Source organism: Chitinophaga sp. Cy-1792, assembly GCF_011752935.1.
GTDB lineage: Bacteria > Bacteroidota > Bacteroidia > Chitinophagales > Chitinophagaceae > Chitinophaga.
The window spans coordinates 827,552-852,767 of record NZ_VWWO01000003.1 but is presented as its reverse complement, the minus strand read 5'-3'; the positions used below and the strand labels follow the sequence as shown (position 1 = coordinate 852,767).

Sequence of the window (25,216 nt, the reverse complement as noted above, 5' to 3'; positions counted from 1 at the left end):
ACAATGTGTGTAGAGAAATTCAGAATGGTGAACAATCCCTTCCGGGCCTTGCTGTGGCTGTTGCTCCCGCTATTTTCCTGTGGAATGCTGTATGCACAGGATAATCCCGTACATTTTACCCGGATAGGCCTTGCACAAGGGCTTCCGCAAAGCACCGTCCACTGTATATTGCAGGACAGTAAAGGATTTATATGGATAGGCACCGAAAATGGCCTGTGCCGATATAGTGACGATGAATTAAAAATCTTCAGATATAATAAATCCGGCGCCAACAGTATCAGCAGTAATTTTATTTATAGTCTGACCGAAGACAACAACGGTAATATTCTCATTGGCACTGCTAACGGTCTGAATATATATGATACCAGAAAGGAAACATTTCGTGTAGCCTCCGGGGAAATAAATGTACAGGACGTATCAGCAATTTTTAAAGATTCAAAAAAACGTATATGGGTAGGTGCTAAAAGCAGGTTCTATCAATATGACCCCGTGCATGAGCAGCTGAACCGCATTCCTTTACCGCAGGACTCCTACAATACCACGATACGCGGCCTCGCCGAAGATGCCGATGGCAACCTCTGGATCGGCTACGGTCCTTTTCTGCTCAAATACCAGCCAGCCACCGGAAAACTGCTGCCAGTGCCGGAAGCTATCACCCAACAGGAGGCCTATGGCCAATCCAACATCCACACCATCACCCGGCATGAACAGGAAATATGGATAGGCACACAAGGCAGCGGGCTGCTGGTATACGACAACCATAGCGGTGAATGCCTGCATTTCCATGCTGGCGGCGGCGAAAATGCCATTGCCAACGAAATGGTAAAAGCCGTACGGTTTATCCGCGACGACGCCTGGGTAGGCACCCGTAAAGGATTGTACATTATCCGCAACAGGAAAGTGATCGCACATTATACCAATGATAAATATGATCCTTCTTCACTGAGCTATAACTCAGTATGCTCCATCATACAGGACCAGGCCGGCACCGTTTGGATCGGGACCTACTGGGGCGGCATCAGCCAGGTACATCCCGGCAATGATATGAGTTATATCTCTTCGCTGATGAAAGATGGTACCGGCATGAACAGCCGCATCGCCATGGCCATTGAGGAAGATAAAAAACATGCCCTGTGGATAGCGACCAGCGCAGGTATCAACTACTACGACCCCCAAAATAATACGTTTAAATATTACCATATACCTTCTCCTACCGAAAATGTAAACAAGGATATCATCAAATCTTTACTGATAAAAGATGATAATCACCTGCTGGTAGGGAGCCTGGAAGGATTATATATTTTTGATATATCCAGTGCTACGTTTACGCGGGTGCCCCTGAAAACGCCCCGGGACCCGGAAGGCAAAAGGATTCATGCCATATTCGCCATGGAACGCAGCGACAACGGCTGGTGGCTGGGCGCCGAATCCGGGGTATACCATCTTGATAAAAATCTACATGTCACCTATTATTGTCACCAGAAAAATGACCCGCATAGCCTGATCAATGGTGATGTCAACTGCCTGAAGCAGGACAGTAAAGGGAATCTGTGGGTAGGTACCATCGAAGGACTTTGTTACCTCCCCAGGAACCAGGACAAATTCATTCAGCCGCTCAACAGCCTGCTGAACCCTTTCAACGTTACAAGTAATGTTCACTGCATACAGGAAGACAGCAACGGCACCATATGGGTGGGCACACATAACAACGGTCTTATGTATATGGATCTGGCCCTGAACCATTTGCGGATGCCGGATACAGAAGCGCGTTTATCGGATGTCATTATCCGCGGGATAGTGGAAGATAACGGCGGGAATCTCTGGGTCAGCGGGCAGGATAACATCATGAAGATCAGCCAGGACTCCCTCCCGGCCGCAGGTCCGGGCCTGCTCAAAGTCACCAATTTCGGTATCGGCTACTGGCCGGGGGCGACGGAATACCTGAACCCCGCTGTAAAAACAGCCAATGGCGACATCCTGTTTGGCGGCATCAATGGCATCATGCGGTTTAGTCCGCGTACCATGTCCAACAACACCGTACCACCGAAAGTAACGCTGACGGGTATGTTAATTAAAAACATACCCGTAGATGTAGGCGCGGAAAATTCACCACTGAAAGAATCCGTGACCTATACCAGCAAAATCACCCTGAACCACGACCAGGCCTATTTCACCTTACATTTTGCGGCCCTGAATTACATCAGTTCGGAGTCTAACCAGTTCGCCTATATGATGGAGGGCCTCCATGGCGATAACAAGTGGCATTATGTAGGCCACCAGACCTCCGCCACCTTCACCAACCTGGACCCTGGCAATTACACCTTTAAAGTGAAGGCCGCCAACAACGACGGCGTCTGGAGTACCTCTCCTACCTGTCTGCGTATACGCGTGCTCCCGCCCTTCTGGAAAACCTGGTATGCTTATCTCTCCTACGGCCTGATTATCAGCGGGCTGCTGCTCTGGTACTATTACTATAACCTCCGCACCACCCTGCTGCGCGATGAAATTATGAAGCAGCATGTTATCCGCGAGAAAGAACGGGAGCTGACCAAAAATAAAATGGACTTCTTCACCAATATCTCCCACGACATCAAAACGCCGCTGACATTAATTATGGCGCCGGTAGAGAAATTGCTGCAAAATCCGGAGGCAGATGGAGATGAAAGGCAGCAGCTGCTGCTGATCCGTCAGAATGGCGAGCGGCTGATGCGGCTCATGGACCAGCTCCTCGATTTCAGGCGGCTGGAAGAAGGCGGCATGCCTTTACAGGCAGAGCAGGCAGATATGGTAGCATTTTGCAGAGAGATGACCGCCGCATTCGAGAACCTGGCCACCAGGCGGAATATCCAGCTGAAGCTGGAAACCAGCGAAGAACGGATGCCGGTATGGTTTGATAAAGATAAATTCGAGAAGATCCTGTTTAACCTGCTATCCAACGCATTGAAGTTTACACCCGCCGGCGGCGCTGTTACCGTAAAGATCGGCTATGAAGGCCCGATGTGCAAACTAACGGTAACGGATACCGGAATAGGCATTCCGGCTTCACATTTTGAAAAGATCTTCGGGCAGTTCAACCATTACGACTTCCATAACCTGCAGATGGGCGGTACCGGCATCGGGCTGGCCTTTGTGAAAGGTTTGGTGACACTGCACCATGGCAGCATCGGGTTAGATAGCCGGGAGGCAACCCCTGAACAGCCAGGGTTCACTACTTTTAATATACGCATTCCCGTTAGTAACCAGCATCTTATGCCGGAAGAAATGGTACAGATAACAACCAATCTCCGCTTGCAGGCTCCTGCGGAAGGGGAAGACAGCACGCCGCAGCAAGGCAGCGCCGAAGGGGATGGCCCGGTGATGCTGATCGTAGAAGACAATAAAGATGTGCTCCATTACCTGGCGGATATGTTCCGGGGGAGTTATACCCTTCACCTGGCTGCGGACGGCATTGCCGGGCTGGAGCTGGCCACCAGTCACCTGCCGGACATTATCATCAGCGATGTGATGATGCCGGGCATGAATGGCGTAGAGCTTTGTCATCAGCTGAAGAACGACAACCGTACCAGCCATATACCTATTATATTATTATCCGCCAGGTCTACCGTTTCGTTTATCCGGGAGGGTTATGAAACCGGAGCAGATGATTATATCACGAAGCCTTTCAGCATTTCCCTGCTGACCGCCAGGGTACAGAACCTGCTGGATTCCCGGAAATTGCTGCGGGAGCGGTATAGCCGCATGGCCGCCATGGCACCCGAACAGATTCCGGTCACCGGCCCCGATGATATCTTCCTGAAAACCGTTATCGCCTATATAGAAGAAAATATGGCAGAGCCTACCCTCAATGTGGAAGACCTGGCCGCAGCGGTGAGCATGAGCCGCATCACCCTTTACCGGAAATTAAAAGCACTTACCAACCAAACCACCATCGAGTTTATCCGTAGTATCCGCTTACGGCAGGCTGCCCGTTTACTCGGCTCACAACAGTATAATGTAAACGAAGTGGCTTACATGACCGGGTTTTCTGACGTGGATTATTTCCGTAAATGGTTTAAAAAGGAATTTAACCAGTTACCCAGCGAATATGGCAAGAACAATCAACCATCTAATACATAATCATCGACATAAACATTATATTTTTATCTAATTATATATAGAAAGATGATTTTACCGGGTATAAAATGAAACAAAATACGGGTAGAAATGCAGGATATGACCTGTAGGAGAAACTATGAAGAGCCTATTTTTACAGGCACAGAGACAACAAATAAAATGCTCGCAAACCGACTTTAATTCGTAGGAAAAAGTATCAACCAAACATGAAGTAACAGAGAGATCAACATTTGATAATTCCTGGTGAACGATGAAAAGCTGCAGTTAGTTACACGATCATGGTAACTAAGGGACATGCTATTGCCTTACTATTTTAAACTATTCAAAAACATGCGCCTGAATTCCGTATTCATTTTCGGCATGCTGCTATTAGCGGCATGCACGATGGTAGGCTGTAAAAAAGATCCTAAATCGGACCAGTTTGTGCTGAAATTCTGGAATGTTCAGCTAAAAGGAACGAATGTCGTTCCGGCCACACCTGGTAATGGAGCCAGTGCCTATGCACTGCTGTACCTCCGCGACGACTACCATCTTTATTATGACATCTATTTCGATTCCCTCCCCGCAGGAATTGTACCGGAAGGAGTAGACATCCGCGTTGGCGGGCCTGTACAAAACAACAGTACTACCCTCCTTTCACTGACCGGCACTTTCACCGGTTCCAAAATGAGCGGCAACATCGACATGCCTAAAACCATGGTAGATAGTCTGCTCAAAACATCCGGCTATATGGTCATTAAGTCCAAAACTGCACCGGACGGACTGGTAAGAGGTCAGCTCGACAAGAAAATCATTTTCTCCAAGGATGTGGCGATGACCGCTGCACAGGTAGTTCCTGCGGCTAACAACAGCGCCACCGCAAATTTCTCTATCCGCATTACGGAAGATAATATCGGTTTTTATGCAATCGATGTCAAAAACCTTCCTGCAGGCGATGCACTAACGGAAACGCATATACACACCAGCGCAGGCGCAACATTGCTGAAGATGGCCTCCAAGCCGGCAGACTATGGCGTGCAGCTGAACATGTCCATCACCGGGGAGCCGCTGCGCGCACTGCAACAGGACCCTTTATACGTGGACGTTCACTCTACCCTGTACCCCAATGGCCTGGTGCGTGGCACCCTCCGTTAATGAAATGCATTCCTGTTCCAAAACCTATTTATAATGAAGCATATATATAAAAAGAAGCAACTGCTACGTTGGTGCCTCACCGTTATCACCGCAGCAGCTGCGGCCACTCCCGGTATGGCGCAAGACAGCAGCCAGATCACACGCATCCTCCGAAAAGACAGCACCTGGTTTGCCCAGCCTACCTACGGATGGAATAAAACTTCTACCAGAGCCAATACCGTAGCCGCTGTAGGCACGATCTACAGCAACGATGTCAACAGCACGCCCGTAGCCAACATCACCAACGTACTGGCAGGACGCCTCGCCGGACTCGGTACCGCGCAGTCTACCGGACTAGCTGGCACAGATGCCGCCACACTCGGCCTCAGAGGCAGAACGCCACTCATCGTAATCGATGGCGTAGTGCGTGACTTCACCGGATTCAACCCCTCCGACATAGAAAGCGTTACCCTGCTGAAAGACGCCCTGGCCACCGCTATGTATGGTCAGCGCTCTTCCAATGGCGTATTGCTCATCACCACCAAAAGCAAAGGCCGCAAGAGCTTTGAACTGAACGTAGGCGCACAAAAGGGTATACTGGACCCGCTGTACCGTCCGAAATTCCTCAACTCCTACGATTACGCCACGCTCTACAACGAAGCACAGCAGAACACCACCCCCGGTTCTACGCCGCGTTACAGCGCCGACCAGCTCAACGCCTGGAAGAACCACACCAATGATCCATACACCCAGCCGGATGTAAACTGGATGGACGAAATAGTGAAGAAACAAACGCAGCAACAACGCTATAACATCGACCTGGCAGGAACGGCAAAGAACTATCACTATTTTGCCTCATTGGAGCATTTCTCCCAGTCGGGCAATTTTGTTACCTCTCCCAACAACAGCTATAATACCAACAACGACTATAAACGCTATAATATCCGCACCAATGCCGCCGTGCAGTTCAACAAGGATATTGAGTTGTCGCTGAACGTATTCGGATCGCTGGAAACCCGCAATCAGCCAGGCGTACTCTCACAAGGGGTGATGGCCCAGATCGCAGCAACCGCTCCTAATGCATTCCCGATCTATAATAAAAATGGTTCGTTTGCCAGTACCAATGAATATGTATTCAACCCTTATGCCGGCGCGGTAAGCACCGGATATATCCCCAACACACAACGAACCATTGCCGCTGATATGGCTTTGCAATACAAGCTGGATGATCTCGTGAAAGGTTTGTGGGTAAAAGGTCAGTTGTCCATGAACAACTCCTACAGTGAATATATAGACCGGTCAAAAAGCTACGCCACTTTCTCGCCTGACACCAGTGCCGGCGCTGCTCCAGGCTCCTATATCCAATATGCTACGAACGGGGTGGTTGGTGCAGGTACCGCATTTGTCGCGCAACAAGGCCGCCAAAACTACTACAATTTAATGGCCGGTTACGATCGTAGCTGGAACGAACATACGCTGAATGTACTCGCTACCTATAACGTTGACAACAACATCATCAGCTTTTACCAGCTAAACCGCGTGTACACCAACTTCGGCATCAATGCTTCCTACGACTGGAAGAAAACCTATTTCGCAGAAGTATCGATGACAGAAAGTGCGCTCAACCGCTATCAGCCTGGTCATAGGTATACTTTTTTACCAACTGCAGGTCTGGGCTGGGTCATCAGCAATGAAAATTTCTTTAACAGCCAGCTGATCAGCAGACTGAAACTACGCGCCAGCGTTGGACAGACAGCCTGGGGAGATCCTGACGGGTACTATCCGTACATGACTAACTATACCGTGGATACCACCGGCTATAACGTAGGAGAAACACCTTCTGGCATAGGCGGTATTGCCAAGAAACAGGTAGGTAATATTAATTATACATGGGAGAAAGGTCTGAAAATGGATATCGGCCTGGAAGCCGCCTTCCTGCATGATCAATTATCTGTTACTGTAGATTATTACCGCAACAAACTGTACGACCTGCTGCAAACCAGGAGCAGAAACACCGGCATTTTCGGACAGCCGTACCCGGTAGAGAACATCGGCAGCAACAGGTACAGCGGTGTGGAAGCTGCTATCAACTGGGCGCCTGTATCTCACAGCAATTTTAAATATTATATCAACGGAACTTTCGCTGCCGCCTACAGCAAAGTACTTAGCAGTGGCGATCCTGCCTACCCTTACCCATGGCAATACCGTACCGGCAAAGCGGTGGGCTCCCTCTTCGGACTGGTAGCAGACGGCTTCTACGACAGCAAAACCGATATCAGCAAAACGGCTAACTACCAGGGCTATACGCCGGTTGCAGGTGATATTAAATATAAAGACCTCAACGGCGACGGCGTCATCAACGTACTGGACATGACCGCCATCTCCAACCAGAAACCGGAAATCTATTTCGGCATCAGCGGTGGCTTTACCTGGAAAAGCTTCGATTTCAAGGCACTCGTGCAAGGAAATGTGAACCGCCTGGTGGCATTCAATCCTGCTACCCTCATGCCTTTCGGAAGCAATATCAATAACAATGCACAGGCTATGCACCTCGACAGATGGACATCGGACAATAGTGTCAATGCCTCCTTCCCGAGACTGACACTGGGTAGCAATGTGAATAACAACCAGATCTCTACTTTCTGGCAACGCAACGCAGATTATGTAAGACTGAAAAATGTGGAGATAGGATATGATTTCAAAAAACTGTTATTCACACACAGCAAAATCAACCAGCTGCGCTTCTTTGTCAACGCCTATAACCTAATCACCATTTCAAAGGTGAAAGACATCGATCCTGAATCCTATTACAACGCATTCAGCAATCAGCGTATCATCAATGGTGGTATCACTTTAGGCCTGTAATCCTTAATGAACTTCTGCAATGAAAAAATATACATTATTACTTCCTGTCCTGGCCTGCATAGGTATTAGCGCCTGTCAGAAAAATGTGGTGGAAAAACAGCCGCTGGAATTTGTGAACGACGATCTTGTGTTTGATAAACTGGATTCCCTGGGCGTTTATGCAGAGAAATATCTCTACAACGTATACAGCGATCTTCCCAATGGATTCAACCGCATCAACAGCAATATCCTCGATGCCGGTGCAGACGATGCATTACCCAGTAGTAACAGCGATATTGTCAACTACTTCTCCAATGGTATCTGGAGCCCCTATAACTTACCGGATAACCGCTGGGACCAGTGCTACGGCGCTATTCAGAAGGTGAACCTCTTCCTTTCCAAAATAGACCAGGTGCCGTTGAAAACAGCCGGGCTGAAAGACCAATGGAAAAACGAAGCCAGGTTTATCCGTGCCATCAGCTACTTCGAGCTGATCAAACGCTGGGGTGGCGTGCCTTTGGTGGGAGACAAAGTTTTTGACCTGACAAGTGACCTGGCGTTTACCCGTAACAGTTATACCGACTGCGTTAAATACATCACCACCGAAGTAGATACCGCCGTTAAATACCTGCCTGCTTCCTATGCTACCGCCTATTTCGGAAGAGCAACCAAAGGTGCAGCCATGGCGCTTAAAGCAAGAGTGTTACTCTATGCCGCCAGTGAACTGAACAACCCTGACCATAGCACCGACAAGTGGATAGCCGCTGCCAACGCAGCGCAGGACGTAATGAACCTGGGCACCTATTCCCTTACTACCGCCTTCGATGATCCGTACATGAAACGTAAAACTTCAGAAACCATCCTGGCATTTATGACAGGGCAAGGCTATACCGTAGAGATACAGAACGGCCCTATAGGCTCCAAACGCGGGGATTTGGGCAGAACAAATCCTACGCAGGAACTGGTGAACGAATTTGAAATGGCCAATGGCAAAATGATCAGCGACGCCACTTCAGGATACAATCCTGCTGCACCTTACACCGGCAGAGACCCACGTTTCTACCTCACCGTTTTCCATAACGGCATGAGCTGGCTGAGCAGAAATGTGGAAACATTTGACGGAGGCATAGACCGCCCGCAAGGCTTCGGTAAAGCCACCAGCGGTGAAACACGCACGGGTTACTACATGCGTAAATTCCTCAGCACAGCAGGAACGACCAGCAGCTATACCAGCACGGACCACTGCTTCCCTATCTTCCGCTACTCAGAGATACTGCTCAACTATGCCGAAGCTGCCAATGAGGCCTATGGCCCGGTGAAAGGTGTATACGATGCGATAGAGGCTGTCCGTAAACGCGCGAAATTAAATCCCTATACATTACCAACAGGCCTGACACAAGACCAGATGCGCCAGCGTATCCGCCACGAACGCCGTGTGGAACTGGCTTTCGAAGAACATCGCTTCTGGGATATACGCCGCTGGAAAATTGCTGAAACAGTACTCAATCAACCGCTACACGGTATCCAGATCACCAAAGCAACCGACGGCACCTTATCCTACCAGGTTGTAGAAGCCGCCACCACTAAGTTCCAGGCCGACCGCATGTACCTCTATCCTATTCCTTACAAGGAATTGCTGTCTAACACCAACATGCGTCAGAATCCAAATTGGTAATCTTTAACACCGCTCAACATGAAAAAAATATTATATCATCTATTATATATCTGTCTGGCATTTGCAGTACTACCGGCCTATGCACAACAACGTACCATCAACGGGGTTGTTTCGGAAGGTGCGCAGCCACTGCCAGGCGTGTCTGTCTTTGAGAAGGACATGCCTTCCAACGGCGTAGCCACAGATGAGCAGGGGAAATACACACTTACCCTCAAAGGAAAAGCTGGCATCGTCATCTTCTCCTATGTTGGTTATCTTAAAAAAGAATTACCTGCTGCACAGGCCAATGGAAAAATCATTCTCTCTCCCGATGTGAAAGGGATGGAAGATGTGGTGGTAATTGGCTATGCAACACCTAAGAAACCTACCGTTACAGGTGCCGTGAGTGCGATCTCCGGGGCACAGATCAGGCAAAGTCCTTCTGCCAGTTTGCAGAACGCCCTGGCAGGTAAGGTTCCGGGCCTCTTCACACAGCAGCGTAGCGGCCAGCCCGGTAAAGATGGCGCCGCCTTCTCTATTCGCGGTGTAAGCTCCTATAATACTACCGATAACAACTCCGCCAACAATCCGCTGATTATTGTAGATGATATTGAATTCACCTACGACCAGGTAAATCAGCTGGACCCTAACGAGATCGAAAGTATCTCTATCCTCAAAGATGCCTCTACCACTGCGGTGTATGGTATCCGTGGTGCAAACGGTGTAATGGTGATTACCACCCGTCGTGGTAAATCCGGCAAACCTATGCTCACGCTGCGTAATGAAACAGGTGCACAAACACCTACCCGGCCTCCGAAGATGAACAGCGGCTATACCACGCTGGAAATGTTGCGCGAATATGAAACCACCAACATGCGCGACCCGGCCGTAAAATACCCGCAGTACTTCTCCGGTAATAATCTTGACTATTACAAAGATAACAGCTCTCCTTACCTGCACCCATATGTAAACTGGTGGGATGTGCTCATGCGCGACTATAGCCTGCAAAACAGGACTAACTTCGACATCAGCGGCGGTTCTGATCTTATCAAATATTTTATCTCCCTGGGCTATCTCACACAGGGTGGTATCTATAAAAACTTCTCCTCCGGCGAAGGTTATAACGGAAACTATTTCTACAACAGGTATAACTTCCGTTCCAATATCGATATCGATCCTACCAAAGATTTGCATATTCGTGTAGACTTATCCGGTAGGTTCGGTACTACGAACGAACCTAACGACAAGGCTTTCAATGGTGGTGGCACTACCTTCCAGTATCTCTGGAATGGCGAATTATCTTCCTTTGGTTACCCGGTATACAATGAAAACGGCACATTGGGTGGTACAACATCCACCAGCACCAAAATGAACCCGCTGGCGGTATTGACTTACTCCGGCTATCAGCGCAGTTATGAAAATAACTTTAACGTAGTAACATCGGCCACACACAAATTAGACTTCATCACCCAAGGTCTTGCTGCTAACGTATTGGTTTCTCTTGCCAGTGATTATAATTTCAACAGGAGTCTGACACGTGCCAACAATGAAATCCTGACCTATTACTACGATGAAATAGCGCAGGCTTACAAGCCTAACGTAAACAACCTATACCGTATGGGCCGCTTATCGGCCAATGGTGGTTATCGCGGTAGTGCCAGAAAACTGAACCTGCAAGCTTCGTTGAATTATGGCAGAAGCTTTGGCGATCACAACTTCAGCGGATTATTATTACTAAATCAGAATACCAATACAGATAATAGCTGGAATACCACCACCCTGGGAGTAGACGCAGGTATCCCGGCTAACTTCCGCGGTATCACCGGTCGTATCGGCTATAACTACAAACTCAAATACCTGCTGGATTTCAACACCGGTTATAACGGGTCAGATCGTTTTGCCAGCAGCAAAAAATACGGCTTCTTCCCTGCTATCGGCGTGGGTTGGAATATTAGCGAAGAAAACTTCTTCAAAGACAACATCCACTTTATAGATGCATTGAAGATCCGCGGTTCCTATGGCTCAGTGGGTAGTGATAAGATCGGTTCCTACAAATACCTTTATGAGCAGGTATATACCAGCGGTAAAGGCTACAACTTTGGAGAAAACAGTACAAGCTACAGTGGCACTATCGAAGGAGATCTGGGTAATCTTAACGTAACCTGGGAGAAAGAAAAGAAAACTGATATTGGTGTAGACATCAAAATGTTTAATGGTAAACTGGGTATCGTGGCTGACTATTTCAGCAACCTCCGTTACGACATTCTCTCTACCCGTGGAACAGTGCCACAGGCCATTGGTATTGGTTTGCCGCCAATGAACCTGGGTCGCGTAAGCAATAAAGGCTATGAACTGGAAGTGGAATACAACAACCGTTCACACAAACTGAATTACTTCGCACGCGGTCAGGTAAGTTTTGCTAAAAATAAAATTCTCTACAAAGACGAACCCATCGCTAAATATCCATGGCTGGCATCTACCGGTAAATCTATCGGACAAACCTTCGGTTATAAATTCATAGGTTTTTATAAAGATGCAGAAGATGTATTTAAAAGCCCTCACCTGGTTACCAGCGTACCAATGCAGAACCTCTTCCCTGGTGCGATGAAATTTGCAGACCTCAACGGCGACGGCGTTATCGATGATAATGACAAAATAGCAATGGGCGTGAACCTGCCAAGATATACGGCTGGATTGAGTTTCGGCCTTTCCTACAAAGGCATTGACTTCAGCACTTTATTCCAGGGCTCCTTTGATTATGTGATCAACATTCAACGTGGTAGCCTGGCGTATAGCCGTCCGGAAAGACAATCCGTTCCTTTCAACCTGGGCAGATGGACGCCATGGGCAACAGATGCTAACTATCCTGCGCTGGCGGATGGACAAGGTAGTCCGCAAACATCTACCTACTGGTACAGAAAAGGTGATTATGTAAGATGGAAACAATTCGAGCTCGGATATACAGTACCAGCATCTCTCTTAAAACATAAAGTTGTAAAAAGTGTGCGTGTTTATGCCAACGGTTATAACATGGCATTAGTATATAACAGTCTGCCAGTGGCCATTGATCCTGAGTCTGCGCTCTCCTCTTCTATTGGTGAGTATCCGCAGCAGAAGATCTGGAACTTTGGTGTGCAGGTAGGATTATAACCGTTTGTTAGTAAAATAAATTTTTATGAAGATGATTAAACAACTCACTAAATATACTGCAACAGGCATCGCTTCACTGGCGATGTTTGTTGCCTGCAAAAAATCAGATAGCTTCCTCGATAAGCGCCAGACAGAGAGTCTGAACGAGCAGGTCGTTTTTTCTGATAGTGCCAAAACCCTCAGCTTCCTGACAGACATGTACGCCTATACCGGCCAGGATCTTATCCACAACAGGTATACACTGATAACATCTGCAGTAGGTAACGATTACGCCTGTATGGAAGATATGACGTCGCACTCTATCTCTTTCTATGGAGATCCGCAGCAGAGCTTTATCACAGGGGCATCTACCGCAAAAAACTATTTCTCCAACAACTACTACAAAACCTATTACCTGAAAATACGTGCTGCCAATCAGTACATGAAAAAGGTAAAGCAGTCGCCGCTGTCGCCTGCCATGCAAACACGTACTGCCGGTGAAGCGCGTTTCCTGCGTGCCTACTTCTATTCCGCGCTGGTACGTCATTTCGGTGGTGTGATGCTTGTTGGAGATACCATCTTTTCTGATTTAAGTACACCTATCGACTATAAACGCAATACCTACAAAGCCTGCATCGACTATATCGCTGATGAATGCGATAAAGCGGCGGCTGATCTGCCTCCGCTGGAGCAGCAGAACCCTGCTGATTACGGCCGTATCAACAAAGGTATGTGTCTGGCCCTGAAAGCCCGTATGCTGGTGGCAGCGGCGAGCCCTTTGTACAATGGTAATCCTATCACTACAGATCCGGCATTACAGCCGCTGGTAAGCTACAGTGCTACCTATGATGAAAGTCTGTGGCGCAAGGCAGCAGATGCCTGCAAGGCAGTAATGAACCTGGGTACCTACCAGCTCTTCGACATCCAGACAACAGGCTCCCGCCCTGGCTATGGCTGGTGGAAGATGTTCCTGACACGTAAAAACGTGGAGTATATCATGCCTTATATGTTGGTGGGTGGTACTTCACTGGAAGGCGCCTGGTTCCCTATTTCGCGTGGTGGCTCCGGATGGAGCACGCCTACACAGAACCTCGTAGATGCCTTCGGTATGGCCAATGGTAAAGCGACCAGCTCCCCCGGCTCTGGCTATGATCCTAATTTCCCTTACGCGAACCGCGATCCGCGTTTTTATAATACCATCATCTATAACCAGGCGATACTCTATAACAACAGTACCAAAAAAATGGATCCTATAGATATCTACAAAACCTGGCAGGGCGTATTAACGTCCGACGGCTTACAGCAATACAAAACAAAAACAGGTTATTACTCCCGTAAAATGGCCAACGACAGCACCGGCGCCTATACTTCACAAAACAGGGTATATCCGGTGATCCGTTATACAGAAATGCTGATGGGTTATGCCGAAGCCATGAACGAAATCAGTGGTCCTACCGCAGAGGTATACCAGATAGTAAAAGATATCCGCAAACGTGCCGGTATTCTCCCGGGCACTGATGGCATGTACGGCCTCGACGCAGGGCTTTCCAAAGAAGCGATGCGTGGCGTTATCCGTAATGAATATGAAGTTGAATTTGCATACGAAGGCCACTGGTACTATGATACCCGTCGCTGGAAAACCGCTGAGGTAACGGAAAACAGGGCGATGCAGGGTATGATGGTGACCAAACAGCAGGATGGTACGTTCACTTATCAGGCGATCACTGCACTTTCAGCGGTATTCCTCTATCCTAAGATGTATTTCTGTCCGCTGCCATTTGATGAAGTAAACAAGAGCCGTGACCTGTTACAGAATCCGGGTTGGTAATAAATAATTAAAAGAACCATGAAAAAACTAATGATCACCGTGGCCTTGCTGGGAGCCATGTTCCAGGCAGGCGCACAAGATGCTAAAACCAGCGCCATACCCTTAAAGTATGGCGCACAATACACCGGAAAAAGAACCGACGACGCCATGAACAAATGGCGCAGCAACCGTTTCGGCCAATTTATTCACTGGGGCCTCTATGCCATCCCCGGTGGCATATGGAAAGGTAAAACCTACAACTATGCCGCTGAATTCCTGAAGTCCAGCGCACATATCCCTGATGCTACCTGGGATTCGCTGATGTACCAGTTCAATCCGGTGAAGTTTGATGCAAAGGAATGGGCGAAGATGGCCAAACGTATGGGCGTGAAATACATGACCATCACCACCAAGCACCACGAAGGCTTCTGCCTCTGGCCTAGCCGCTATACCGATTTCAACGTCAGCAATACACCTTATAAGAAAGATATCCTGAAACAGCTCATAGAAGCTTATAACGCAGAAGGCATCGACGTGAACTTCTACTATTCCGTGCTCGACTGGCATCATCCCGACTGGCGCGATGATATCAAAACACCGGAAGACAGCGTTGCATTCAGCCGCTACCTATCTTTTGCCTACAACCAGCTGAAAGAGCTGGCCACGAACTACCCTACGGTGAAAGCCTTCTGGTTTGACGGCACCTGGGACAGCAGTGTAAGGTTCAACGGCAAATGGACCTATGAAGTAGAAAAAATGCTGAAAGAAGTAAGACCGGGTGTTATTGTCAACAGCCGCCTCCGTGCTGATGATTACGGCAAACGTCACAAAGATTCCAACGGTCAGCTCATGGGCGACTACGAATCAGGGTACGAACGTCGTTTACCCAATCCCGTTACAGATATCGCCGTTACCAAATGGGACTGGGAAGCCTGTATGACCATCCCTGAAAACCAGTGGGGATACCATAAAGACTGGACAATAAGCCACGTAAAATCGCCGCTGGAGCTCCTGGAAATGCTGGTACACAGCACTTCTATGGGAGGCAATTTCCTGCTGAACTTCGGCCCTTCCGGCGAGGGTACCTTCCGTAAACAGGAACTCGACATCGCCAGTTATATCGGCAACTGGATGGGGAAATACGGTAACGTTATCTGGGACTGCGACTATGCAGGTATGCAGAAAGAAGACTGGGGTTACTATACCAGGAAGAAAGGCGCTTCTCAGCTGAATATGGTGGTGTTCAACGTGCCGGTGAGTGGTTTACTGAAAGTGAATACACCTAAAGGTATGGTGCTGGATAAAGCCGCCTTCATGGATGCTGCCGGCAAACCTTTATCCGTAGAAGAAATCGCAGCCAATCAATACCTGGTACATCTGCCAATAAAATTATATACTTCGCCACAGGTTATTATCGTAGACTATCACGAAGGATCGTCTAAAGGTAGTTACCAGAAAGCGAAAACCTAAGAATATGCATGATCGGTTAGCCCCAATTAAAACAGGCATCAGCTTCTGCTGATGCCTTACTTATTTTCGGGGGTTGGGGTTGCTCGTCCAGCCGTGGGGGTTTGGGAGATTTATTGCCGCGCTGGCAGCGCGGCAATAAATCTCCCGGTCTTTTTATCGATGCCTTCGGCATCGATAAAAAGACCGGAAAAATACAATTCAGCCTAATCCTTATAATCACTCACCGTTTTCTTCGCCGGCACCGGCTCCGCATGTAACTTCGGATCAAAAGGATCATAATAATACAAACCTGCGGCTTTAAACAATGCCAGCTGCGGCTTTAAGCGCTCCATAAAATCCTCCTGATTTTTAGCCGCTGGCCTTGTCCAGCAGATTTCTGCCAACGCACAGATACGCGGAAACAACAGGTAATCCAGTCGCTCCGGAGAAGAAACCGTTTCTGTCCAGAGGTTTGCCTGCATACCCATGATAAGGGATTTATTGGCGCCTGCGGCGAGATATTTATCCGGAGAGAAGTTATATACGTTTTCGATGCTGTTGTATTGTCCGCTCCATTTTCTTCCGTACTTATTGGTGCTGTCCTGCACGAAGTCGAAGTACAGCGGCAGCCTTGGACATACAACGGTGCTATAACCATTATCCAGTGCTGTTTGCAGGGTATTCGGCTTATCATGGCGCCACCAGAATATGATAGTTTTATCTTTGGGCAGTGATACTTCCGCCATTTCGTCCCAGGCCAGCAGTTTGGCGTTCATCTTATAAACGCTGTCGGCCATGCGCTGCATGAAATACAGCTCTACCTGACGTGGCGTAGTGAGGTGTTCACGCTGCATCAGCGCCAGTATACTGCTGTCGGTGCTCCATTTTTCGTTGCCATAGCTCACTTCATCGCCGCCAAGGTGCAGCATGTTAGTACCAAACTGACCGTTGATATCTCTCAGGATATTGGTCAGGTAAGCATAGGTGGCTTCTTTACCGGGATTGAAAGTGAATTCAGGATGCCCTTTGGAGCCGCCGCCACTGAATTCGGGATAGGCATGATTGGCTGCGGTGGCATGTCCTGGCATATCTATCTCCGGAAAAACAATAATATCGCGGGCTTTCGCATATTGCAGGATCTCGCTGATATCTGCTTTGGTATAATATGTTGCTGGCGCATTAGGGTTGGTATAGTTACCGGTACCACCAACGGTGGTGAGTTTTGGATATTGGCTTACCGCTATTCTCCAGCCTGGTTCATCTGTCAGATGCCAGTGCAGGCGGTTTAGCTTATAGTAAGCCATCCAGTCGATCAGTGATTTTACTTTTTCTTTGCCAAAGAAATGCCTGGATTCGTCCAGCATTATTCCTCTCCATGCATATTGCGGTGCATCGTTGATGGTCCATGTTTTCAATTCGGCGCCATCATGTTTTGCCAGTTGCAGCAGGGTAACAGCACCGTTGAATGCGCCCAGTTCACTATTGGCGCGTATCTGGATGCCATCGGGCTTAATAGTCAGTTCGTAGGCTTCCGGATTTTTATCTTTCAGGGATGCCTGTACGAATTTGACCGCAGCTTTATGCTGGCCGCTGGCCGGAATATTTTCTATATGCTGCAATTCGTTGTGCAGGTATGCTGCTGCCTGTGTAAAGCGTGCCGGCGTGATGGCGATGTTTCTGTTCAGCGCAAAAGTGCCGGCAGCCACGGTAGCCGCTACAGGCTTCGGAATTACCGGGCATTGCGTTTGTGCATATGCGTTAGCCGCAGTCAGCAATAGCAGTGTGGCAAAGGTTTTCGTTAATTTCACTGTTCTTATGATTTAGGTTGCTATTAATCTGTCAGCAATACGAGTGTCTCGAACAGGTGCCGCAAAGTAGCCTCCGGATTGGTTGTCAGCCCGGGATGTACCCTGGATGTCTGCAATATGGTACTTCTGTTTGCGGTAAGCCATCGGAAACGGGAAGCAGGATCTCCCTGTGCAATAGGGCCTGCCTGTTTATTGCCCATACATATCTCTCCGAAAGCATCGAGGTAAGATTTCATCAGCACAGGATCTGTTGCAGGCGCAAAGCATTTCAGCCGCTCTTCATCGAGGGTGATCATCGTTTTCAGGAAACGTTGCGGCCGGCAATAGAGCACCACTCCCACATTCAGGAACTCTTCCCTTTCCACTCTGGGCACAATGCGAATAATCGCATATTCATATTCAAACAAGTGTTTCTCTGGCATCTTGTGCTGCTTTTACAAATATTTCGGATGAGGCAATTCTGGTTGTCAAAAATTCATAGTACACGTTCCGTACTTCATCTGGCGATTCTTCCCAGTCGTTAGGTGTAATCCATACATCAGGGATCAGGTCTACGATGCCACGTATACGCTCCGGCGTTAGTACAGGCCTGAACGCTGCGTCAGCAGCGGCTATTTCGGTAGCCTGCGGCAGCAGCACATGATTGGCAATCTGCGCAAAAGGCCGCACTGCCTGGTCTTTCCAGTTCTGCCACGAATGATGAAAATATAAAGAGGCGCCATGATCTATCAGCCAAAGCTCATTATGCCACATCAGCATATTGGTATTGCGGGCCGTACGGTCCACATTGGTGAGCAAAGCATCCAGCCATACGATCTGCGAAGCCAGCTTATTATCGATGATGGTTACTGCCGGATCATAGGTAATAGATCCGGAAAGGTAATGTAGTCCAAGATTAAGTCCCACGCTGAATTTCAGCAGGTCCTGTATTTCCTCATCGGCTTCTGTTCTGCCGAAAGACTCATCCAGATTAGCAAATACCAGTTCCGGTATCCGCAATCCTAAAGCCCTGGCTATCTCTCCACCTATTAATTCTGCTATGAGCGATTTAACTCCCTGTCCTGCCCCCCTGAATTTGAGTGCATACATAAACCCGTCATCCGCATCTATGATGGCTGGCATAGAACCGCCTTCCCGCAATGGCGTAATATAGCGGGTTACGTTGACAGTCCTGAGCGCCGGTTGCGTTACATTCATACTGACTTATTTTTCATTCCCTACCGGAACAGCCTGAAAATTAGACCTTTTTTCTCAGAAAACTATAGGCCCGGCGGTACTGTCCTGCGGTGCAGTATTTCCCGTTGGTGAAACCTCTTCTGCGGATGTTATTGTAGAAAGATGCAGCCTTACCCCTGTCTGTTGTGTAGGCGCCAGTTGCAACCGCAGATTTTTCAGGATAGCACCGTGGGTATCGTCCAGATAAACAGGCCAGCGGTAATCCGGTTGTTCAAAACCAAACTGGCATTTTTCCAATGTAATATTTTTCGCATGCCTTACCCAGAGGCCATAAGCCGGCTGAACTTTGAAGTCTACCGCATTGTATTGGCCCACACCCAACTCTGGCGGGCACTGGGCGGTATCGGCAGCAGCATTGCCACCTTTATACAAAAAGTGAACATTTCTAAAAACAATATCTTCTATATAACTTGTTCGTCTGCCGTCAGGCAAATCTATTGCTACACTATCAGGTAATTTATAACCGGCAACAATGCTGGTTATTTTACGCTCCTTACCACTGTACGACTTCCATTCACCGCTGCCATAAGCGCTGCCGCCATATACTTCATCTACATCTACATTATTTATTCTAATACCTGATATCCGGCCAATGCTAACGTTTTGCACCAATAATTCCTTCCTTGTTTTATCATTTTCTGTAAACGTATATTCAGCAGCGTTAGCACCTAAAATACGTGCCCTGTTAGACACAGAAATAAAGAACGGTGTAGCACTACGGCGGATCAGTGAACGGAATCCACTATCCTGGTTGGTATGCCCGCAGTTCAGATGTATATCATGTATATGCGCTCCATCGTTTGTAGAGATAGAAAAGCCAGCTTTATTGGCACCCAATACCATAATATTATCTACACAAATATCACTGATATCATCCGCGGTTTCTGACCCTATCTGAAAGAGGTTACAATTGGTATCTCCAATGATATTCCTGACACGAAAATGCTTTGAAGGTCGCGTAAAACCTAGCGAGCAATCAGACCCCGGCTTTACAATATCATCTGAACTGAGTCTGGAAAATATATTCGTAACCGTTACACGGTTACATCCCATGAAATCATAAATATCCCGCGCATTCTTCTGATTTTCCACACCAAAATAGGTATCATGTACAGAGATGCCAGCCGTACCTGTTGCCAGCAATGCAAAATGGCCCGCCTGGTCTATATGAAGTACACTAATTTTTGTGGTATCGCCATTAAGATATACAGGCTGTTGCCTGATAGTATCATACCACAAATCAGGACATCTATGTTCATTATAAACAACTCCTCCAATTTCCACATCTTTGCATAACTTCAATGAAAACATCTTGTCCGCGCGGTTATCCGGGGCATTGTTCATCACTTTATCTCCGGTAACAAGATTACCATCGCCTGTAATTCTTCCTTCACCAACGATCTTTATGTTCTGCTGCCTTTCTGCAAAGAACATCGCATTATGAAAATAATGATGCCCTACATCCTGTTTGGTAAGATAATTCTCCGGATCATCATAGGGGCCATGGTCCAGCGGTGATAAACCTGAACGATAGGCCTTATCAGAAAACCAGGTTGTTTCCGGCGCATCAGCACCTCTTAAAGCCTTTATCACCGCTCCTCTCTGGAGATACAAATAAACATTGCTCAACAAATGAACCGTCCTTACATGATACTCCCCTTCAGGAAACAACAAGGTACCACCGCCGATTTCATGCAGCCAGGCAATAGCCTTATTGATAGCATTTGTATGATCAGCAGATGAATCCAGAAATTTAGTAACGGGAACAGCGCCAGTGAAATACTTTGTGGTATTGGAATATCGCTTGCCTGTTCTTAACCGGAAATAATACAATGTATCTTTCTGCAAGCCGGTGATGTACGCGCCGCCAGGCTTCATATAGGCTTTAGCGTTAGTCCATGTACGGCCACTATCCAACGACTGCTGAATGGTGCCGGTTGTTTTACCACTCCAGCGGAAATCAGCCATCGTATATTTCGCTGTGCCTGTGTTGAAAACACTATCTCTTTCGGCTATACGTTCAAAGTCGGTTATATTATCAACTCCGTCCTGCAATGCATAGGACATTCCACTCCAAAGTTTTACTGGTGCAGATGTACAATATATCACGGAGTATAAATAATTATCTTTCCGGGAGATGATAGCAGCGGGGATTTTCAATATGATATCAGCGCCATTATCTGGTCTTAAATCCAGGTGCTTAAGGGTGATCAGCGTAGAACTATCTGTATCAACAGCAACATTTGCTTCGCCTATAAAAGGCCATGGATATCCTTTTCCGCTACGTCCTGAAGAAGTTGTAGCCAGCTTGTTCAGCAAAACAGGTCCGCGTCCAATGATATCCGCAGTGATGAGATCTTTATTAAATTTAATCCCCGCAGGAATAGTAAATTCCACTGTGGCATCAGGTGTACGTTGTCCTGCTTTAAAATGAAGGATAATATCCCGTGGTATATACAGCTGATGGGTTGAGTGATCAATGAGAAGTTCCGGAGCCAATGCACCTGTCACCGTGTCAAGATTATACGAGTATTTACTGGTACCGTCATTTATCACCAGCAAATCTCCTGGTATAATTTTTCCAATACTTATTACGCTGTCACCTCTCTTCACTTTTGCTTCAGATGCTGGCAGATATGTCTTCAATTGTTGCAGTAAACCAGGAATATCAAGGCCTGTATTTACCAGTCCTTGTCCTGCTGGTGTATCAACGGTATATGCGTAGGTTTTCCCTTCCGCCAGGGATAGATTACGCTCCTGGAGGCTGTATAAATTTGGTATTTTCCGGATCTCCTGTGCATAAACGGGTACGGACAGCAAACAGAACAGCGATATAGTTACAGCTTTCATCATCATGGGTGGAATAATCTTCCTAAGATAAGTCAGCCCAACCGCAGTTTCTACTGTATTGTGTGCTTATCCTGATACTTTTTTCCCCTTAATTTCTCCTGATAAACTATCTTTATACTCTTGATTTACTCCATATCATGGCTAAGCAAACCGTTACCCAGGAAAAAATACCTCAATACGCCCTGAACGACTTCCGGCACCTTCACAGAGCCCCCTCCGATGATTCCTCATTCGGCTATAATAACCTCCCTGCCGACAAAAAAGTCAAAGGCTTCGAACTCTATTCCAGCGAAGGACTTGTGTCTGCTGTAGGGCCCTTAAAATCGGATTTCTACCGCATGAGCATCACACTCGCCGGCGGCGTAGATGTAAAGCTGGGCCTGGAAGAATTTCGGCATCGCCCCGGCACGATTAGCTTCACCTATCCCGGACAGGTATTCAGCAAGTGTAATATACAACCAGACACTTTCGGCTACTATGCCCTCTTCGAAGCAGATTTCCTGGGAGACTTTCTCCCCCCGGATAAATTCCAGGCGGAATTCCCCTTTTTCAGCGTACAAGGACAGCTCTTCATCCAGCTGACAGCAGATCAGATCACCGTGGTAGCTGATTTTGTGAACAGGATCAACGCAGAGCTGCAACAGCTGAAACCTGGCAGGGAAAAGGCCATTGCCATGTACTTTTATTTGTTGTTATTAGAGATAAAGAGAAGTTATATAGATCAGAACCTGCACCTCATCACCAACGATACCCGGCAAGCTTATCTTGTGCCCAGGTTTAATAAGCTCGTCAGCCAGCATTACCTTACCAAAAGAAAGGTGGCAGATTACGCCGCCATGCTGGGTGTCACCCCCAACCACCTCAACCGCACCATCAAGGAAGCCAGCGGCCGCACCGCCTCCGACGCCATCACCAGCATGCTCATTCAGGAATCCAGGGCCCTGCTCCGCTATACCGACGACACCATCGCAAACATCAGCTACCAGCTCGATTTCAGCGACCCTGCCGGCTTTTCCAGGTTCTTTAAAGAGCAAACCGGGCTAACACCACAGCAATTCCGGAAAAATGCATAATTCAGTTAAGTGTTTGCATTAAGCAGATAATAAATCACTGGCACTTTCATCGCAATTTTGCTATTACAAAATTCATTGTTATGCCAGGAAAATTTGAAAACAAAAAGGTAGTTATTGCAGGCGGTTCAACAGGTGTAGGCTTTGCCACCGCACGTCTGCTCCATGAAGCAGGAGCACAGGTTATCATCACAGGCCGTTCAGAAGATAAACTGCAAGCCGCCAAAGCAGCGTTGCCAGGTATCACCACCGTATCGCTGGATAGTAATAACCGTCAGGAATTAGACGGCTTCTTTAAAAGCACCGGCAATTTTGATCACCTCGTACTGTCGCTCAGCGGTGGTAAAGGCGCCGGCGACTTCGCCAACCTCCCACTGGAAGACCTCAGAACAGGTTTCGAAGGAAAGTTCTGGCCTCAGCTCAATACCTTCCAGGCCGCCATTCCATACATTAATAAAAGTGGTAGCGTTACCGTGATCACCGCCGTTTCCGCCGTTTCCAAGGCGCCAGGCACCTCCGGGCTCGCAGCCATCAATGGCTCACTGGAATTAATGCTGCCAACGATCGCCAAGGAATTAAAACCCTTACGCGTAAACGCCGTTTCTCCAGGCGTGATAGACACCGGATGGTGGGACTTCCTCGCTCCTGAAGAGAAAGCGAAAACATTCGAATACTATAAATCAATTACGCCACTGGAACGCATCGGACAACCGGAAGATGTTGCTGACACCATTCATTTCCTCATGGGAAATCCCAATATAACCGGAACGATTATACGTTGTGACGGTGGATTGGTCCTCTAAATAAAAAAACCTCTCTCTACGCTGTAGAGAGAGGTTTTTATCATAAATACTTATCGTTGTAAAATAGCCACCAGCCCCATACCGCCGGCTGTACAAATAGAAACCAGGGCCCTGCCGCTTCCACGCTGCTGTAACATTTTGGCCGTCTGCCCAACTATTCTTGCGCCGGTAGCGCCAAACGGATGCCCGATAGCCACACTGCCGCCACAGGTATTCAGCTTACGCCGATCTATACTTCCCAGCGGCTGATCATAGCCCAGCTTCTTACAATATGCCGGATCTTCCCAGGCTTTGAGTGTACATAATACCTGCCCGCAAAAGGCTTCATGAATTTCATACAGGTCAAAATCCTGTAGTGTAAGGTTATTTCGTTTTAACAGCCGCGCCACCGCATAGGTAGGCGCCATCAGCAGCCCTTCGCCATGTACATAATCCACCGCAGCGGATTCTGCATCTTCAAGGTATGCCAGCGCCTCCCAGCCACGCTGCTGCGCATAGGATTCAGCCGCCAGCAATACCGCCGCGGCCCCATCGGAATATAACGTACTGTTACCCGCTGTCAAAGAACCCTTACCAGATGTATCAAAGGCCGGTTTGAGTTTTGCCAGCTTCTCCAAAGTAGTATCCGGCCGGATAATCGTATCTTTTGTTACACCTTTATATGGAAATACAAGATCATTGAAGAAGCCTGCCTGATAAGCCTTTTCGGCATTCATATGACTATGGTACGCCAGCTGGTCCTGCTGCTCACGGGTAACTCCCCATTCCTTCACCATCAGCTCCGTATGCTGCCCCATAGACAGGCCCGTACGGGGTTCTACAATACTCGGGTATACCGGCGACAAATCCTTTATCCGGAAAGAAGCCAGCACCTTCAGCCTTTCACCAAATGTTTTTGCCTGCCGTAAGGCAATCATCTTCCAGCTAAACTGTTTACCGAAAAGAATAGGCAGGTCGCTGTTGGTGTCACTTCCGCCGGCAATACCAATATTGATCTGGCCGGCCTTAATACGCAATCCCAGCTGCACCGCCGCATCCAGACTGCTGCTACAGGCACGCACTACATTATAGCCAGGGGTATGCGGATCCAGGCCGCTACCCAGCACACATTCACGCGCAAAATTCCAGTCGGTACTGCGGTTCATGATAGCCCCCAGCGCCACGTCGCCCAGGCGCTCCCCGGCAAGGCTGTACTTATTTACCAGCTGCTGCAAACAGGCCGTCAGCATATCCTGATTGGATGTACGGAGATAGTGCGTGAAGGACTTAACAAACGGTACCCGTTGTGATCCGATAATGGCTACTCTTTCCATAATAGCAGGGGTTTTACTAAAGTTAAG

At 48.0% G+C, this 25,216-nt stretch carries 14 protein-coding genes; 9 read left to right on the top strand and 5 right to left on the bottom strand.

Going from position 1 to position 25,216, the window contains the following annotated elements; translation table 11 throughout:
- Positions 1 to 3 precede the first annotated feature (3 nt).
- The 7 genes from F3J22_RS28845 (at position 4) to F3J22_RS28815 (ending at position 16,130) form a co-directional block, all read left to right on the top strand.
- Positions 4 to 4,116: a hybrid sensor histidine kinase/response regulator transcription factor gene (locus tag F3J22_RS28845; protein WP_167021437.1), complete on the top strand. Its 4,113-nt coding sequence runs from the start codon at positions 4 to 6 to the stop codon at positions 4,114 to 4,116.
- Between the two features lie 327 nt (positions 4,117 to 4,443).
- Entirely contained in the window at positions 4,444 to 5,247 is an 804-nt protein-coding gene (locus F3J22_RS28840; protein ID WP_167021436.1) for a CHRD domain-containing protein, read from the top strand.
- A gap of 33 nt (positions 5,248 to 5,280) precedes the next feature.
- The gene (locus tag F3J22_RS28835) at positions 5,281 to 8,091 is read left to right on the top strand and encodes a SusC/RagA family TonB-linked outer membrane protein (protein WP_167021435.1); all 2,811 of its coding nucleotides are present in this window, start codon (positions 5,281 to 5,283) and stop codon (positions 8,089 to 8,091) included.
- A gap of 19 nt (positions 8,092 to 8,110) precedes the next feature.
- Positions 8,111 to 9,745 carry a RagB/SusD family nutrient uptake outer membrane protein gene (locus F3J22_RS28830; protein WP_167021434.1) on the top strand — a complete coding sequence of 545 codons (1,635 nt, stop codon included), beginning with the start codon at positions 8,111 to 8,113 and terminating at the stop codon, positions 9,743 to 9,745.
- 18 nt (positions 9,746 to 9,763) lie between these two features.
- Positions 9,764 to 12,874 carry a TonB-dependent receptor gene (locus F3J22_RS28825; protein WP_167021433.1) on the top strand — a complete coding sequence of 1,037 codons (3,111 nt, stop codon included), beginning with the start codon at positions 9,764 to 9,766 and terminating at the stop codon, positions 12,872 to 12,874.
- 25 nt (positions 12,875 to 12,899) lie between these two features.
- Positions 12,900 to 14,681 (top strand): RagB/SusD family nutrient uptake outer membrane protein, encoded by a 1,782-nt coding sequence (locus tag F3J22_RS28820; RefSeq protein WP_167021432.1) that lies wholly within the window; start codon positions 12,900 to 12,902, stop codon positions 14,679 to 14,681.
- Between the two features lie 18 nt (positions 14,682 to 14,699).
- Positions 14,700 to 16,130, top strand: a complete 1,431-nt coding sequence (locus F3J22_RS28815) for an alpha-L-fucosidase (protein WP_167021431.1) — start codon at positions 14,700 to 14,702, stop codon at positions 16,128 to 16,130.
- A 203-nt stretch (positions 16,131 to 16,333) separates the two neighbouring features.
- Here F3J22_RS28815 and F3J22_RS28810 read toward each other — a convergent pair whose 3' ends face one another.
- The 4 genes from F3J22_RS28810 to F3J22_RS28795 are packed head-to-tail and all read right to left on the bottom strand — an operon-like array spanning position 16,334 to position 22,009.
- Positions 16,334 to 17,917, bottom strand: a complete 1,584-nt coding sequence (locus tag F3J22_RS28810) for a beta-N-acetylhexosaminidase (RefSeq protein WP_205195759.1) — start codon at positions 17,915 to 17,917, stop codon at positions 16,334 to 16,336.
- Between the two features lie 23 nt (positions 17,918 to 17,940).
- Positions 17,941 to 18,339, bottom strand: a complete 399-nt coding sequence (locus F3J22_RS28805; RefSeq protein ID WP_167021430.1) for a DUF3037 domain-containing protein — start codon at positions 18,337 to 18,339, stop codon at positions 17,941 to 17,943.
- On the bottom strand, positions 18,317 to 19,114 hold the full coding sequence (locus tag F3J22_RS28800; RefSeq protein ID WP_167021429.1) for a HipA family kinase: 798 nt from the start codon (positions 19,112 to 19,114) through the stop codon (positions 18,317 to 18,319). Before F3J22_RS28800 ends, F3J22_RS28805 begins: the two co-directional genes overlap by 23 nt.
- A gap of 54 nt (positions 19,115 to 19,168) precedes the next feature.
- Entirely contained in the window at positions 19,169 to 22,009 is a 2,841-nt protein-coding gene (locus tag F3J22_RS28795) for an endopygalactorunase (RefSeq protein ID WP_167021428.1), read from the bottom strand.
- A gap of 131 nt (positions 22,010 to 22,140) precedes the next feature.
- Between F3J22_RS28795 and F3J22_RS28790 the strand changes: the two genes are divergently transcribed.
- Together F3J22_RS28790 and F3J22_RS28785 are read left to right on the top strand one after the other, a co-directional pair.
- The gene (locus F3J22_RS28790) at positions 22,141 to 23,076 is read left to right on the top strand and encodes a helix-turn-helix domain-containing protein (protein ID WP_167021427.1); all 936 of its coding nucleotides are present in this window, start codon (positions 22,141 to 22,143) and stop codon (positions 23,074 to 23,076) included.
- 80 nt (positions 23,077 to 23,156) lie between these two features.
- Complete coding sequence (locus F3J22_RS28785; RefSeq protein WP_167021426.1) at positions 23,157 to 23,876, top strand: SDR family oxidoreductase; 720 nt, start codon at positions 23,157 to 23,159, stop codon at positions 23,874 to 23,876.
- A 50-nt stretch (positions 23,877 to 23,926) separates the two neighbouring features.
- On the opposite strand, the gene F3J22_RS28780 is transcribed toward F3J22_RS28785, so the two are convergent.
- Positions 23,927 to 25,189, bottom strand: coding sequence for an acetyl-CoA C-acetyltransferase (locus F3J22_RS28780; RefSeq protein WP_167021425.1), 1,263 nt, complete (start codon positions 25,187 to 25,189; stop codon positions 23,927 to 23,929).
- Positions 25,190 to 25,216: the final 27 nt, after the last annotated feature.

Excerpts from the sequence above, each read along its gene's own strand:
- F3J22_RS28820 (WP_167021432.1), top strand. The coding sequence starts at position 12,900 with ATGAAGATGATTAAACAACTCACTAAATATACTGCAACAGGCATCGCT.
- F3J22_RS28835 (WP_167021435.1), top strand. The coding sequence starts at position 5,281 with ATGAAGCATATATATAAAAAGAAGCAACTGCTACGTTGGTGCCTCACC.
- F3J22_RS28845 (WP_167021437.1), top strand. The coding sequence starts at position 4 with ATGTGTGTAGAGAAATTCAGAATGGTGAACAATCCCTTCCGGGCCTTG.
- F3J22_RS28785 (WP_167021426.1), top strand. The coding sequence starts at position 23,157 with ATGCCAGGAAAATTTGAAAACAAAAAGGTAGTTATTGCAGGCGGTTCA.
- F3J22_RS28815 (WP_167021431.1), top strand. The coding sequence starts at position 14,700 with ATGAAAAAACTAATGATCACCGTGGCCTTGCTGGGAGCCATGTTCCAG.
- F3J22_RS28800 (WP_167021429.1), bottom strand. The coding sequence starts at position 19,114 with ATGAATGTAACGCAACCGGCGCTCAGGACTGTCAACGTAACCCGCTAT.
- F3J22_RS28830 (WP_167021434.1), top strand. The coding sequence starts at position 8,111 with ATGAAAAAATATACATTATTACTTCCTGTCCTGGCCTGCATAGGTATT.
- F3J22_RS28825 (WP_167021433.1), top strand. The coding sequence starts at position 9,764 with ATGAAAAAAATATTATATCATCTATTATATATCTGTCTGGCATTTGCA.
- F3J22_RS28805 (WP_167021430.1), bottom strand. The coding sequence starts at position 18,339 with ATGCCAGAGAAACACTTGTTTGAATATGAATATGCGATTATTCGCATT.
- F3J22_RS28780 (WP_167021425.1), bottom strand. The coding sequence starts at position 25,189 with ATGGAAAGAGTAGCCATTATCGGATCACAACGGGTACCGTTTGTTAAG.
- F3J22_RS28795 (WP_167021428.1), bottom strand. The coding sequence starts at position 22,009 with ATGATGATGAAAGCTGTAACTATATCGCTGTTCTGTTTGCTGTCCGTA.
- F3J22_RS28840 (WP_167021436.1), top strand. The coding sequence starts at position 4,444 with ATGCGCCTGAATTCCGTATTCATTTTCGGCATGCTGCTATTAGCGGCA.
- F3J22_RS28790 (WP_167021427.1), top strand. The coding sequence starts at position 22,141 with ATGGCTAAGCAAACCGTTACCCAGGAAAAAATACCTCAATACGCCCTG.